This window comes from Pseudomonas sp. TE50-2, assembly GCF_040813665.1.
Lineage (GTDB): Bacteria > Pseudomonadota > Gammaproteobacteria > Pseudomonadales > Pseudomonadaceae > Aquipseudomonas > Aquipseudomonas soli.
In genome coordinates, this window is record NZ_JBFNXN010000001.1 from 4,574,911 (window position 1) to 4,588,263 (window position 13,353).

Annotated in this window: 13 protein-coding genes; 7 read left to right on the plus strand and 6 right to left on the minus strand. The window is 64.9% G+C overall.

Annotated elements, in window-relative coordinates:
• Nucleotides 1–10: 10 nt before the first annotated feature.
• The 5 genes from AAHK21_RS20900 to AAHK21_RS20920 form a co-directional block, all read right to left on the minus strand.
• A complete protein-coding gene (locus AAHK21_RS20900; RefSeq protein ID WP_023632412.1) occupies nt 11–427 on the minus strand; it encodes a Spy/CpxP family protein refolding chaperone in 417 nt (138 codons plus the stop codon).
• Nucleotides 428–555: 128 nt separating this feature from the next.
• Nucleotides 556–1,233, minus strand: coding sequence for a response regulator transcription factor (locus tag AAHK21_RS20905; RefSeq protein ID WP_038706585.1), 678 nt, complete (start codon nt 1,231–1,233; stop codon nt 556–558).
• Nucleotides 1,234–1,240: 7 nt separating this feature from the next.
• Nucleotides 1,241–1,633, minus strand: a complete 393-nt coding sequence (locus AAHK21_RS20910; protein WP_367858226.1) for a translation initiation factor 2 — start codon at nt 1,631–1,633, stop codon at nt 1,241–1,243.
• A 138-nt stretch (nt 1,634–1,771) separates the two neighbouring features.
• Entirely contained in the window at nt 1,772–2,071 is a 300-nt protein-coding gene (locus AAHK21_RS20915; protein WP_367858227.1) for a YciI family protein, read from the minus strand.
• 1 nt (nt 2,072) lies between these two features.
• A complete protein-coding gene (locus tag AAHK21_RS20920; RefSeq protein WP_023631974.1) occupies nt 2,073–2,669 on the minus strand; it encodes a septation protein A in 597 nt (198 codons plus the stop codon).
• 67 nt (nt 2,670–2,736) lie between these two features.
• Between AAHK21_RS20920 and AAHK21_RS20925 the strand changes: the two genes are divergently transcribed.
• From AAHK21_RS20925 to AAHK21_RS20950, 6 genes are all read left to right on the plus strand, one after another.
• Nucleotides 2,737–3,597, plus strand: coding sequence for a PHP domain-containing protein (locus AAHK21_RS20925; protein WP_038706583.1), 861 nt, complete (start codon nt 2,737–2,739; stop codon nt 3,595–3,597).
• A 13-nt stretch (nt 3,598–3,610) separates the two neighbouring features.
• Nucleotides 3,611–4,240, plus strand: coding sequence for an L-threonylcarbamoyladenylate synthase (locus AAHK21_RS20930; protein ID WP_367858228.1), 630 nt, complete (start codon nt 3,611–3,613; stop codon nt 4,238–4,240).
• Nucleotides 4,241–4,365: 125 nt separating this feature from the next.
• A complete protein-coding gene (locus tag AAHK21_RS20935) occupies nt 4,366–5,064 on the plus strand; it encodes a ScpA family protein (protein WP_172670920.1) in 699 nt (232 codons plus the stop codon).
• Between the two features lie 14 nt (nt 5,065–5,078).
• Nucleotides 5,079–5,840, plus strand: a complete 762-nt coding sequence (gene scpB / locus AAHK21_RS20940) for an SMC-Scp complex subunit ScpB (RefSeq protein ID WP_367858229.1) — start codon at nt 5,079–5,081, stop codon at nt 5,838–5,840.
• A gap of 145 nt (nt 5,841–5,985) precedes the next feature.
• Nucleotides 5,986–7,050, plus strand: a complete 1,065-nt coding sequence (rluB, locus tag AAHK21_RS20945; protein WP_038706581.1) for a 23S rRNA pseudouridine(2605) synthase RluB — start codon at nt 5,986–5,988, stop codon at nt 7,048–7,050.
• Nucleotides 7,051–7,701: 651 nt separating this feature from the next.
• Nucleotides 7,702–9,120, plus strand: coding sequence for an amino acid permease (locus tag AAHK21_RS20950; protein ID WP_367858230.1), 1,419 nt, complete (start codon nt 7,702–7,704; stop codon nt 9,118–9,120).
• A gap of 72 nt (nt 9,121–9,192) precedes the next feature.
• On the opposite strand, the gene AAHK21_RS20955 is transcribed toward AAHK21_RS20950, so the two are convergent.
• Nucleotides 9,193–10,074, minus strand: coding sequence for a LysR substrate-binding domain-containing protein (locus AAHK21_RS20955; protein WP_038706580.1), 882 nt, complete (start codon nt 10,072–10,074; stop codon nt 9,193–9,195).
• Between the two features lie 151 nt (nt 10,075–10,225).
• Between AAHK21_RS20955 and AAHK21_RS20960 the strand changes: the two genes are divergently transcribed.
• A complete protein-coding gene (locus tag AAHK21_RS20960; RefSeq protein ID WP_367858231.1) occupies nt 10,226–13,243 on the plus strand; it encodes an FAD-binding and (Fe-S)-binding domain-containing protein in 3,018 nt (1,005 codons plus the stop codon).
• Nucleotides 13,244–13,353: the final 110 nt, after the last annotated feature.

Below are 13,353 nucleotides of genomic sequence, written 5' to 3' on the forward strand. Positions count from 1 at the left end.
GGCTGACAGCTTACTGGGCCTTGCCGGTTTTTTCAGCCTTCCAGGCCTGGAACTCCTGCCACTCGGCCTTGCGCGCGGCGCGTTCCTTCTGCAGGTCGTCGAATTTCTTCTGCTGGTCGGGCTTGAGCAAGGCGCGGATCTGGCCTTCGGTCTTGTCGTGGCTGGCCTTGAGCTCGTCCTTCAGGGCTTTCTGCTCGGCGGCCGGCAGCTTGGCGATGTAGCGTTCGTTGATGTCGCGGCGCTGCTTCATCTGCTCGCCCATCAGCTTGCCGATCTGCTGGCGCTGATCGCGGCTCAGGTCCAGCTGGGCGAAAGGCGCGTCACCGCGATGATGCGGGCCGTCGTGGCGCGGGCCGCCTTCGGGCATGGCCATGGCCACGGTCGGCAGGGCGGCGGCGAACATCAGGGCGATAAGGGTCTTGCGCATGGTGTCTCTCCTTTCAGGGGCCGGTGGTTACCGGATGAGCCCAGTCTAGGGAGATCAAGGTCAAGGGCGGTCAGGCGAGGGTAAAGGCTGGGTAAAGATGACAGGGCCGCGCAGCGGCCCCGGATTTCCTACAGACTGTAGTAATAGCCGCGGCTGCGCAGGGCGACGATGCGCGGGCGGCCATCCGGGTGCGGCCCGATCTTCTTGCGCAGGTTGCTGACATGCATGTCCAGGCTGCGGTCATAAAGCGTGAGCTTGCGGCCCAGGCCGATCTGCGCCAGTTCCTGCTTGTCCAGCGGCTCGCCGGGTTGGCGCAGCAAGGCTTCGAGGATGCGGCTTTCCGACAGCGTGAGGGTCATCTCGCGCTGGTCGATGCTGACCACGCCGCGTACCGGGCTGAAGATCAGGTCGCCGATCTCCACCTGGCTGCTGGGCGCGCTGGGGTGGCTGCGGCGCAACACCGCGCGCAGGCGGGCGGTGAGCTCGCGCGGGTCGCAGGGCTTGGCCAGGTAGTCGTCGGCGCCCAGTTCCAGGCCAAGGATGCGATCCAGCGGCTCGCCGCGGGCCGAAAGCATCAGCACCGGCAGGTCGGTGTGTTCGCTGCGCAGCTGTTTGAGCAGTTCCAGGCCGCTGCCGTCGGGCAGCATGACATCCAGCACCACCGCCGCCGGGGCGTGGGTGGCCAAGGCCTGGCGCGCACTCTGGCCATCGTGGCAGGCGCGCACCGCAAACCCTTCCTGGGTCAGCCAGCTGCCGAGCAGCTCGCACAGTTCCTGGTCATCATCAATCAGTAACAGCTCGCTCATTTCTCACTCAATTCAACCATTGCCGGCGTCTTCTGTGTCCGCCGCTGGCTAAGATACCGCAGACTGCGGACAACAGTGCAACGACCGAGCCGATCAGGAACCATTGCTGCTGGTCGGTCAGCGGGCTTTGCGGGGCGCTGGCGCCTGCCTGCAGTTCCTTGATCGTCAGCTTCAGGCGCTGGTTGTCCTGGCGCAGGCGGGCGAGCTGGGCGCTTTCACGCTCGCTGTCCTGGTTCTGCAGTTGCTGGGTCAGCGCCGCGCGCTGTTTCTCGCTCTCTTCCAGACGCTGCTGCAAGTCGGTGATCCGCGCCCCGGCTTCCAGCGACAGCGGCTGTTCGGCCGCGGCGAAAGGGGACAGCAGCAACAGGCAAAGCAGCAGGGACATCGGACCTTGACGCATTGGAACTCCTGATTCGTATCGATTCAGGAGGTTGTCGGCCAGTCGTCGGATTTTATGAATAGTGCCGCGCGGGGTGTAGCAGGGAGCGGCTTCGTGGGGGCGGGCTTGCCGCTGCGAAGCCCGTCCCGGTAAAGCCTGTTACGGCAGGACTTGCTTGAACGGCTTGACCACGACCTGGGCGTACACGCCCGCGGCGATGTACGGATCGGCGTCGGCCCAGGCCTGGGCGGCGGCCAGGGAGTCGAACTCGGCGACGATCAGGCTGCCGCTGAAGCCGGCGGCGCCCGGGTCGTTGCTGTCGATGGCCGGGTGCGGGCCGGCGAGCACCACACGGCCTTCGGCCTTGAGCTGCTGCAGGCGTTCGATATGCGCGGGGCGGGCGGCCAGGCGGTTTTCCAGGGAGTTTTCGACGTCGCTGGCGATGATGGCGTAGAGCATGTCAGTCCTTGGGTTTGGAGGTGGAGGGGTCGGCATCGTGCAGGTGGCGCGACAGGTAGACACCCTGGGCCACCAGGAACAGCACGGTCATGCCCAGGCTGCCGAATACCTTGAAGTCGACCCAGATGTCCTGGAAGGTGAAGGCGACGAACAGGTTGGCGGCGCCGCACACCAGGAAGAAGGCGATCCACGCCACGTTCAGGCGGTTCCACACTGTTTCTGGAAGTGTCAGGGCATGGCCCATGATGCGTTTGATCAGCACCCGGTCACCGATGAAGTGGCTGCCGGCGAACGCCAGGGCGAACAGCCAGTTGACCACCGGCGCCTTCCACTTGAGGAAGGTCTCGCTGTGGAAGGCCAGGGTCAGGCCACCGAACACCAGGCAGGCGACCAGGGTCAGCAACTGGCCCTTCTCCAGCTTGCCGTGGCGCAGGAACAGCGCGCCGTAGACCACCACGGAGCTGACGATCAGCATGGCGGTGGCGCTGTAGATCCCGCCGAACTCGAAGCCGTGGCCGGCGAATTCGACCGGGCGCGGGTCAAGCTTGTAGACGATGAAGAACAGCAGCAGCGGGATGAAATCGATGAATTGTTTCACAGTGGCAGCCAGAAGCGGGATGTGACGGCATAATAACAAACATCGATTCCTGCGAAAGCGCTCCTCCATGAATGTTGATCTGCACTGTCACAGCACGGCCTCCGACGGCGCCCTGTCGCCCACGGCACTGGTCGCCCGGGCCCATGAGCACGGGGTGCGCACGCTCTCGCTCACCGACCATGACACCCTCGAAGGCCTGCCGGAGGCGCGCCAGGCGTGCCTGGACAACGGCATGCAGTGGGTCAGCGGCGTGGAGCTGTCGTGCACCTGGGGCGGCGCCACCATTCATGTGCTGGGCTACGACTTCCCTCTCGACGCGCCGCCGTTGCTCGATGCCATCGCCAACCTGCACCGTGGTCGTTGGCTGCGCGCCGAGGAAATCGACCGCAAGCTGGCGGCCAAGGGCATGCCCGGCGCGCTGGACGGCGCGCGGGCCGTGCAGCAGGAACTGGGCGACAGCGGCAACGCCCCGGCGCGCCCGCATTTCGCCGAGTTCATGGTCCGCGCCGGCTTCGTCAAGGACCGCGGCGAGGCGTTCCGCAAGTGGCTGGGTGCCGGCAAGCTGGGCGACGTCAAGCTGCACTGGCCGACGCTTGAGGAAACTGTCGCGACGCTGCGTGAGTCCAATGCGTGGGTGAGCCTGGCCCATCCCATGCACTACGAACTGACCCGCAGCAAGCGCAGACGGCTGATTGCCGACTATATTCAGGCTGGAGGGCAGGCACTGGAAGTGGTCAACGGGATGATGCCGCCCGAGCAGGTGGGGACGATGTCGATCCTCACCCGTGAGTTCGGCCTGCTGGCAAGCGCCGGCAGCGACTTCCACGGCCCTGGCACCTGGGGCGAGATCGGTGCCTACCGGCCATTGCCTGAGGACCTGCCACCCCTGTGGCGCCGATTCCGACATGAACAGCCTATGGCGGTATGAACAGGACGACTTCGTGAGCCAATTTTTCCAGATTCATGCGGAGAACCCGCAGACGCGCCTGATCAAACAGGCTGTCGAGATCATCCGCAAGGGTGGGGTGGTGGTCTATCCGACCGACTCGGCCTATGCCATGGGCTGCCAGATCGGTGACAAGGCTGCCATCGAGCGCGTGCGCCGCCTGCGCCAGCTGGACAAGCACCACAACTTCACCCTGCTGTGCTGCGACCTGTCCGAGATGGGCACCTTCGCCAAGATCGACACGGCGACGTTCCGCCTGCTCAAGGCCCACATTCCGGGCCCGTACACCTTCATCCTCAACGCCACCCGCGAGGTGCCGCGCCTGCTGATGCACGACAAGCGCCGCACCATTGGCCTGCGCGTGCCGTCCAACCCCATCGTCCTGGCCCTGCTCGAGGAGCTGGGCGAACCGCTGATGAGCGTCAGCCTCATTCTGCCAGGCGACGAGGAGCCGATGACCGACCCCTACGAGATCCGCCAGCGCCTGGAGCACCACGTCGACCTGATCATCGACGGCGGCTTCGGCGACCTGAAGGCCTCGACCGTCATCGACCTGTCCGGTGACGAGCCCGAGCTTATCCGTGAAGGCTGCGGGGATCCGACGCCGTTCCTGGTCAACGCGTGAGCCAGGTACAAGCCCCCGAGGCGCCGGCCGCAGAGGCGCAGACGCCGTTCCAGCTGCAACTGGCCCTGGTCTACGGCGAAGCCCTGACCGAGATGCCGGTCGACCTGTACATCCCGCCGGACGCCCTGGAAGTCTTCCTCGAAGCCTTCGAAGGCCCGCTGGACCTGTTGCTGTACCTGATCCGCAAGCAGAACGTGGACATTCTCGACATCCCCGTGGCCGAGATCACTCGCCAGTACATGAGCTATGTCGAGCTGATGAAGAGCGTGCGCCTGGAGCTTGCGGCCGAATACCTGGTGATGGCCGCCATGCTCGCCGAGATCAAGTCGCGCATGCTGCTGCCGCGTTCCGGCGAGGTCGAGGAGGAGGAGGGGGACCCGCGTGCCGAACTGATTCGCCGGCTGCAGGAGTACGAGCGGTTCAAGGCCGCCGCCGAAGGTATCGACGAGTTGCCCAGGGTCGGACGCGAAATCGTCGTGCCGCGCCTGGAGGCTCCGCAGGCCAAGGTGCGCAAGTTGTTGCCGGAGGTGGCGCTGGAAGAGATCCTGCTGTCCATGGCCGAGGTCATGCGCCGCAACGACCTGTTCGAGAGCCACCAGATCACCCGGGAGGTGCTGTCGACCCGCGAACGCATGAGCGAAGTGCTCGACCGCCTCAAGGGCGGTGCCTTCGTGCCCTTCGTCGAGCTGTTCACCCGCGAGGAGGGCAAGCTCGGCGTGGTGGTGACCTTCATGGCGATTCTCGAGCTGGTGAAGGAATCCTTGATCGAACTGGTGCAGAATGAGCCCTTCGCCCCGATTCACGTCCGTGCCCGGGCAGAATGACCTGACAACTACCGATGAACCTGAACGAACCCCGTGAACTGGCGTCGTTGATCGAGGCCTTCCTGCTTGCCTCGGGCAAGTCGCAATCCCTCGAGCGCCTGTACGAGCTGTTCGAGGAGGCCGAGCGCCCGGCCCCCGCCGTTTTCAAGAAGGCCCTGGAGGTGCTGGGCAAGTCCTGCACTGGCCGCGCCTTCGAACTCAAGGAAGTGGCCACCGGCTATCGCCTGCAGATCCGCGAGGACTACGCGCCCTGGGTCGGCCGACTCTGGGAGGAGCGTCCGCAGCGCTATTCCCGCGCGCTGCTGGAAACCATGGCGCTGATCGCCTACCGCCAGCCCATCACCCGTGGCGAGATCGAGGACGTGCGGGGCGTGGCGGTCAACAGCAACATCATCAAGACGCTCATGGAGCGCGAGTGGATCCGCATCGTCGGCTACCGCGAGGTGCCTGGGCGACCGGCGATGTTCGCCACCACCAAGGCATTCCTCGATCATTTCAATCTCAAGAGCCTCGATGAGCTACCGGCGTTGGCCGAGCTGCGCGAGCTGGAGGTGGAACCCGAGGTCGATCCGGACGAGGCGCCGGTGCCCGCTCACCTGCAAGCCCTGGCCGATGCCAGCCTGGGCGAGGAGGGCGAGGAAATCGAGCCGAAGGAGGAGACCAGCTTCCGCTCGCTGCTGGTGGAGCTGGATGCGATGGAGGAAGGGCTCAAGATCGATTTCGATGATTTGCGCGATGAGGCTTCCATCGAGCCCGAGGACGAACCAAAGGCCTGACAGCCCAGCTCTGTGGACGCCGGCTTGCGCCTTTGGGCGGAATCTGTTGGGCGATCGGCAAAAACCTTCTACCCTCCAGTGCGTTCCCTTGCTGAACCGCGTATGATGCGCGCCCGCTTTCACTACTACACCGGGAGGTGCCCAGATGAGTGACAAAGACCTGCAAGACCAACAACCTACCCCGCCGTCCGGCGAAAAGCTGCAGAAGGTACTGGCGCGTATCGGCGTCGGCTCGCGCCGTGACGTCGAGGCCTGGATCGGCCAGGGCCGCATCAAGGTCAACGGCGTCGAGGCCACCCTCGGCCTGCGCGTCGACCTGCACGACGCCATTACCGTCGACGGCAAGCTGATCAAGCGCGTCGAGGCCGCCGAGGCGACCCGCCGCGTGATCATGTACAACAAGCCCGACGGCGAGATCTGCACCCGTGACGACCCGGAAGGCCGCCCGACCGTGTTCGACCGTCTGCCGCGGCCGAAAGAGGGCCGCTGGATCAACATCGGCCGCCTGGACATCAACACCACCGGCCTGCTGCTGTTCACCACCGACGGTGAGCTGGCCAACCGCCTGATGCACCCGTCCTATGAAATGGACCGCGAGTACGCAGTGCGTGTGCGCGGCGAAGTCGACGACGATATGGTCGACCGGCTCAAGGCCGGCGTGGTGCTCGAGGATGGCCCGGCCAAGTTCACCGATATCCAGAAGGCGCCAGGTGGCGAAGGCTTCAACCACTGGTACCACTGCGTGGTGATGGAAGGTCGCAACCGTGAGGTGCGTCGTCTGTGGGAATCCCAGGGCGTGGTGGTCAGCCGCCTGAAGCGCGTGCGTTTCGGCCCGGTGTTCCTCAACTCCGACCTGCCGATGGGCCGCTGGCGCGAAATGAGCCAGGGCGAGATCGACATTCTCGCCGCGGAAGTCGGCCTGCAGCCGGTGGCACTGCCGGAAATGAAGCTCAAGGCCAAGGACAAGCTCGAGCGCCTGCAGCGCAAGTCGACCCGCCCGCTGGGGCGTGGCGAGCGCGTGCGCACCCTGCGTCCTGCCGCCGAAGGCCAAGCCGAGCGTCCGGCACGTGCGCCGCGTGAAGACGCAGCGCCGCGCAAGGGCAACCGTGGCAGCACGGTGGCCGAGCGTCCGAGCGAGATGCGCAAGCGTCCGTCCCGTCCTGAAGGCGACAAGCCGGCAGGCCGTGGTCGCGGCAAGCCGCGCGGCTGATTCGGTCCGGTAGCGTGAGAGCCAGCCTTCGGGCTGGCTTTTTTGTGTCTGCGGTAAATGGCCCATCGCTGCTCAAGTACCTGAACGGACAGAAAATTTCCCGACCGGTGGCAAATTTTCAAACCACCTTGTAAAGAAAACTATACGATTCTTGGCGTTTTCCCCGGCTTGCCCGTGCTTTTCCGTTCTTCGTCACAAAATCTTTCCAAAGCCTGCGCGCCAGAGCCTCCCCGGCCCCCTCCACCCCCTTCCCAAACCCCCGCCCAAGCGCTGAGATAGCGCCATTGCCGTGTGCAGAGCCAGGCAGGATCGCCAGGCACTTAAAACAACAAAATGGAGGCGCCATGCACGCCGATCACTCCGCCTTTTCAGGCCTTCACCCCAGGAACGCTGCGTTTTTTCCACAGGAAACGATGCAACGCGTTGACGCCTGCGCGTTTGCAGGGGTATACAATGCGCCGCGTTTTACCTGTGACTCCCTTGCGTACCGCGCACGCTTGCTGACACCCGGTTGATCCGCCCCTGGCCACCAAGGCCACGAGCGATTTCCCGTCACAAGTATCCAAGGTAACCACCTTGCCCATTCCGCTGCGCCACGAGTGCGGTGGGTCCGATTCCGTCACAGATAAAAACAAGCAGGTGACTTCGTTCATGAGTGGACATAACTCACAGTCCGGCGAACTCAAGCGTGGCTTGAAGAACCGCCATATCCAATTGATCGCCCTGGGCGGCGCCATCGGCACCGGGTTGTTCCTGGGCTCGGCCGGTGTGATGAAGTCCGCCGGTCCGTCGATGATCCTCGGCTATGCGATCTGCGGCTTCATCGCCTTCATGATCATGCGCCAGCTCGGCGAGATGATCGTCGAAGAGCCGGTGGCCGGCTCCTTCAGCCATTTCGCACACAAGTACTGGGGCGGTTTCGCCGGCTTCCTGTCGGGCTGGAACTGCTGGGTGCTGTACATCCTGGTGGGCATGTCGGAACTGTCGGCGGTGGGCAAGTACGTCCACTACTGGTGGCCGGAGATTCCGACCTGGGTAACCGCGGCGGCGTTCTTCCTGCTGATCAACGCGATCAACCTGATGAACGTGAAGTTCTTCGGCGAAGCCGAATTCTGGTTCGCCATCATCAAGGTGGTGGCCATCGTCAGCATGATCGGCCTGGGTGCCTACCTGCTGACCAGCGGTAGCGGCGGTCCTGAAGCCTCGGTGACCAACCTGTGGGCCCATGGTGGTTTCTTCCCGCACGGTGTCAGCGGGCTGGTGATGGCGTTGGCGTTCATCATGTTCTCCTTCGGTGGCCTGGAGATGCTCGGTTTCACCGCCGCCGAGGCCGACAAGCCGAAGACCGTGATCCCCAAGGCGATCAACCAGGTTATCTACCGCATCCTGATCTTCTATGTCGGCGCCCTGGTGGTGCTGCTGTCGCTGACCCCGTGGGACAACCTGGTGGCGAGCATCGACGCCTCCGGCGGCAGCTACGGCAGCAGCCCGTTCGTCCAGGTGTTCTCGTTGCTGGGCAGCGACGTGGCGGCCCACCTGCTGAACTTCGTGGTCCTGACCGCGGCGCTGTCGGTGTACAACAGCGGCACCTACTGCAACGCCCGCATGCTGCTGGGCATGGCCGAGCAAGGTGATGCGCCGGCGGCGCTGGCCAAGGTCGACCGCCGCGGCGTGCCGGTACGTTCGATCCTGGTCTCGGCGGCCGTGACCCTGATCGCGGTGCTGCTCAACTACCTGATGCCGCAGAATGCCCTGGAGCTGCTGATGTCGCTGGTGGTGGCGACCCTGGTGATCAACTGGGCAATGATCAGCTACTCGCACCTGAAGTTCCGCCAGCACCTTGACCGCACCGGCCAGAAGCCGCTGTTCAAGGCGCTGTGGTACCCGTACGGCAACTACCTGGTGCTGGCGTTCGTGGTGCTGATCCTGGGCATCATGCTGCAGATTCCGGGCATCCAGGTGTCGGTGTATGCGATGCCGGTGTGGCTGGTGGTGATGTATGTGGCCTACCAGCTCAAGAGCAAGCGTGGCTCCCAGGCCAATGGCACTGCCGGCAGCATCGCCAAGTAAGCGCTGAGGCGCACCAACAAGAAACCCGATGCCGAGTAACCGGCATCGGGTTTTCTGTTGCCTGTGCCGGCCTCAGATCTGTTCGAGCAACCAGCCACGGAACGCTCGCAACGATGGCAATGCCTCGTTCCTGGGCGGATAGATCAGGTAGTAGCTGCGCTGGCTGGCAAACGGTGTGCCCGGGCTGAACAGTTCGCCGCTGGCCAGTTCCTCCTGCACCAGGATCCTGGGCACCAGGCCAATGCCTATGCCTGCCCGAACTGCCTGAATCAAATGCGAGGTCAGCTCGAAACTTGGCCCAAGGCGCATCGCCCGGTGGGGCAGGGCATGGTGGGAAAACCACTCACCCCAGGCATGGGGGTTATTGGCGACGTTGAGCAGCACTTCCTCACTGATCCTTTGCGGGCTCCATTGGCCATCCGCATTGGCTTCGGGTGGCAGGATCACCACCAGTTCCTCGGCATGCAGGCGATGGCAGATCAGCCCGGGCAGGTCATGGCTGGCAACGCCGATGGCCGCGTCGATTTCGCTGGTGTCGAAGTTGATGGCTTCGATACGTGAATGTATGTGCACCAGCATGCCGGGGTGAGCACCGTAGAAGGCATGCAGGCGCGGTAGCAGCCATTTCGAGCCGAAGGTCGGCAGCGTTGCCAGGCGCAGGGTGCCGACGCCCGACTGATAGGCCAAGGCCTGCAGGGTGGCGCTGCGGATGCGCCCGAGGGCTTCGCTGAGTTCGCGCTGGTAGAGGCGGCCGACGTCGGTCAGTTGCACCTGACGCCCTTCGCGGCGAAACAGGGTGAGCCCCAGCTGTTGCTCCAGTGCCTGCACCTGCCGGCTAACCGCGCTCTGGGTCAGCGACAGCTCGGCGGCGGCGCGGGTATAGCTTTCATGCCGCGCGGCGGCCTCGAAAGCCAGCAAGAGCGACATCGAAGGGGTGAGGTGGCGGTAATTCATTCATAAAGCTCATCGATAGCGGCAGGAATATCCGTTTGCCCCTGGCGCGAAACTACAGGAACATTGACGCATTCGAAATCCTCCCATGATCCATTCATGCCGGAGCGACAAGATTTCCGTGAATTAGCCGATATCAAAGAGGCATCCTTCGATGATCGCCCAGCTGCCGCCCCGCGCGCCCGCCGCCCAATACCCCGAATTCCTCGACGCCCTGAAGAACAGCGGCTTCCGTGGCCAGATCAGCGCCGACTACGGCACCCGCACCGTGCTGGCCACCGACAACTCGATCTACCAGCGCCTGCCCCAGGCGGCGGTGTTCCCGCTGGACGCCGACGACGTGGCGCGGGTCGCCACGCTGATGGCCGAGCCGCGTTTTCGTAACATCAGGCTGACCCCGCGTGGCGGTGGTACCGGCACCAACGGCCAGTCGCTGACCGACGGCATCGTCGTCGACCTGTCGCGGCATATGAACAGCATCCTTGAAATCAACGTCGAGCAGCGTTGGGTGCGGGTGCAGGCGGGTGTGGTCAAGGACCAGCTGAATGCCGCGCTCAAGCCCCACGGGCTGTTCTTCGCCCCGGAGCTGTCCACCTCCAACCGCGCCACCGTCGGCGGCATGATCAACACCGACGCCAGTGGCCAGGGCAGCTGCACCTACGGCAAGACCCGCGACCACGTGCTCGAATTGCACAGCGTGCTGCTCGGCGGTGAGCGCCTGCACAGCCTGCCGATCGACGATGCGGCGCTGGAGCAGGCCTGCGCCGCCCCAGGCCGGCTCGGCGAGGTGTACCGCATGGCCCGCGAGATCCAGGAAACCCAGGGCGAGCTGATCGAGAGCACCTTCCCCAAGCTCAACCGCTGCCTGACCGGCTACGACCTGGCGCACCTGCGCGACGATCAGGGCCGCTTCAACCTCAACAGCGTGCTGTGCGGGGCCGAGGGCTCGCTGGGCTATGTGGTCGAAGCCAAGCTCAATGTGTTGCCGATCCCCAAGTACGCGGTGCTGGTCAACGTGCGTTACACCAGCTTCATGGACGCCCTGCGCGACGCCAATGCGCTGATGGCGCACAAGCCGCTGTCGATCGAGACCGTAGACTCCAAGGTGCTGATGCTGGCGATGAAGGACATCGTCTGGCACAGCGTCGCCGAATACTTCCCGGCCGACCCCGAGCGCCCGACCCTGGGCATCAACCTGGTGGAGTTCTGCGGTGACGAACCGGACGAGGTCAACGCCAGGGTCCAGGCCTTCGTCGCGCACCTGCAGGCGGACAAGGGTGTCGAGCGCCTGGGCCACACCCTGGCCGAAGGCGCCGAAGCGGTGACCCGCGTCTATGTGATGCGCAAGCGCTCGGTGGGGCTGCTGGGCAACGTCGAGGGCGAAGTGCGCCCGCAGCCGTTCGTCGAGGACACTGCTGTGCCACCGGAGCAGTTGGCCGATTACATTGCCGACTTCCGTGCATTGCTCGATGGCTATGGCTTGGCCTACGGCATGTTCGGCCATGTCGATGCCGGTGTGCTGCACGTGCGCCCGGCGCTCGACATGAAAGACCCGGCCCAGGCCGCGCTGGTCAAGCCGATCTCCGATGCCGTGGCGGCGCTGACCAAGAGCTATGGCGGCCTGCTGTGGGGCGAGCACGGCAAGGGCCTGCGCTCGGAGTACGTGCCGGAGTACTTCGGCGAGCTGTACCCGGCGCTGCAGCGCCTCAAGGGCGCGTTCGACCCGCACAACCAGCTCAACCCGGGCAAGATCTGCACCCCGCCTGACAGCGCCGAAGGCCTGACCCCGGTGGATGGCGTGACCCTGCGCGGCGACCTGGACCGCAGCATCGATGAGCGCGTGTGGCAGAGCTTCGGCAGCGCCGTGCACTGCAACGGCAACGGCGCCTGCTACAACTACGACCCCAACGACGCCATGTGCCCGTCGTGGAAGGCCACCCGCGAACGCCAGCACTCGCCCAAGGGCCGTGCCTCGCTGATCCGTGAGTGGCTGCGCCTGCAGGGCGAGGCGAACATCGATGTGCTCGCCGCCGCCCAGCGCAAGGCCTCCTGGCTCAAGGGGTTGCCAGCGCGGCTGCGCAACAGCCGTGCGCAACAGCAGGGGCAGCACGACTTCTCCCACGAGGTTTACGACGCCATGGCCGGCTGCCTGGCGTGCAAGTCCTGCGCGGGGCAGTGCCCGATCAAGGTCAACGTGCCGGACTTCCGCTCACGCTTCCTCGAGCTGTACCACGGCCGCTACCAGCGTCCGCTGCGCGACTACCTGATCGGCTCGCTGGAGTTCACCATCCCGTACCTGGCCCATGCGCCGGGCCTGTACAACGCGGTGATGGGCTCGAAGTGGGTGAGCAGGCTGCTGGCGGACAAGGTCGGCATGGTCGACAGCCCGCTGATCAGTCGTTTCAACTTCCAGGCTACTTTGACCCGTTGCCGTGTTCAGGTCGCCAGCGTGCCCGCGCTGCGTGAGCTGACCCCGGCCCAGCGCGAGCGCAGCATCGTGCTGGTGCAGGACGCCTTCACCCGCTATTTCGAGACGCCACTGCTGGCCTCGTTCATCGAGCTGGCCCATCGCCTGGGGCACAAGGTGTTCCTCGCGCCCTACAGCGCCAACGGCAAGCCTCTGCATGTGCAGGGTTTCCTCGGTGCCTTCGCCAAGGCGGCGGTCCGCAACGCCACCCAGCTCAAGGCCTTGGCCGACTGCGGCGTGCCGCTGGTGGGGTTGGACCCGGCGATGACCCTGGTCTATCGCCAGGAGTACCAGAAGGTCGATGGCGTGGAGTGCCCGTCGGTACTGCTGCCCCAGGAGTGGCTGATGAACGTGCTGCCCGAGCAGGCGCCGTTCAAGGCCGACAGCTTCCGCCTGATGGCCCACTGCACCGAGAAGACCAATGTGCCGGCCAGCACCAGGCAGTGGGAGCAGGTATTCGCCCGCCTGGGGCTGAAGCTGGTCACCGAGGCCACCGGCTGCTGCGGCATGTCTGGTACCTATGGGCACGAGGCGCGTAACCAGGAGGCCTCGAAAACCATCTTCGAGCAGTCCTGGGCGACCAAGCTGGACAAGGCGGGGGAGGCACTGGCGACCGGGTATTCATGCCGCAGCCAGGTCAAGCGCATGACCGAGAAGCAGCTGCGCCACCCGCTGGAAGTGGTGCTGCAGTACGCCCAGCGCTAGTGATATTGTCGGGGCCGCTATGCGGCCCAATCGCCGGCAAGCCGGCTCCCACTCTGATCGCATAAGCCCGAGCCATGCGCTAACCCTGTGGGAGCCGGCTTGCCGGCGAT

What these genes read in the sequence shown, in the direction of transcription:
- AAHK21_RS20905 (WP_038706585.1), bottom strand. Translation starts at nt 1,233, where the DNA reads ATGAGCGAGCTGTTACTGATTGATGATGACCAGGAACTGTGCGAGCTG.
- AAHK21_RS20900 (WP_023632412.1), bottom strand. Translation starts at nt 427, where the DNA reads ATGCGCAAGACCCTTATCGCCCTGATGTTCGCCGCCGCCCTGCCGACC.
- AAHK21_RS20915 (WP_367858227.1), bottom strand. Translation starts at nt 2,071, where the DNA reads ATGCTCTACGCCATCATCGCCAGCGACGTCGAAAACTCCCTGGAAAAC.
- AAHK21_RS20925 (WP_038706583.1), top strand. Translation starts at nt 2,737, where the DNA reads ATGAATGTTGATCTGCACTGTCACAGCACGGCCTCCGACGGCGCCCTG.
- rluB (WP_038706581.1), top strand. Translation starts at nt 5,986, where the DNA reads ATGAGTGACAAAGACCTGCAAGACCAACAACCTACCCCGCCGTCCGGC.
- AAHK21_RS20910 (WP_367858226.1), bottom strand. Translation starts at nt 1,633, where the DNA reads ATGCGTCAAGGTCCGATGTCCCTGCTGCTTTGCCTGTTGCTGCTGTCC.
- AAHK21_RS20950 (WP_367858230.1), top strand. Translation starts at nt 7,702, where the DNA reads ATGAGTGGACATAACTCACAGTCCGGCGAACTCAAGCGTGGCTTGAAG.
- scpB (WP_367858229.1), top strand. Translation starts at nt 5,079, where the DNA reads ATGAACCTGAACGAACCCCGTGAACTGGCGTCGTTGATCGAGGCCTTC.
- AAHK21_RS20955 (WP_038706580.1), bottom strand. Translation starts at nt 10,074, where the DNA reads ATGAATTACCGCCACCTCACCCCTTCGATGTCGCTCTTGCTGGCTTTC.
- AAHK21_RS20960 (WP_367858231.1), top strand. Translation starts at nt 10,226, where the DNA reads ATGATCGCCCAGCTGCCGCCCCGCGCGCCCGCCGCCCAATACCCCGAA.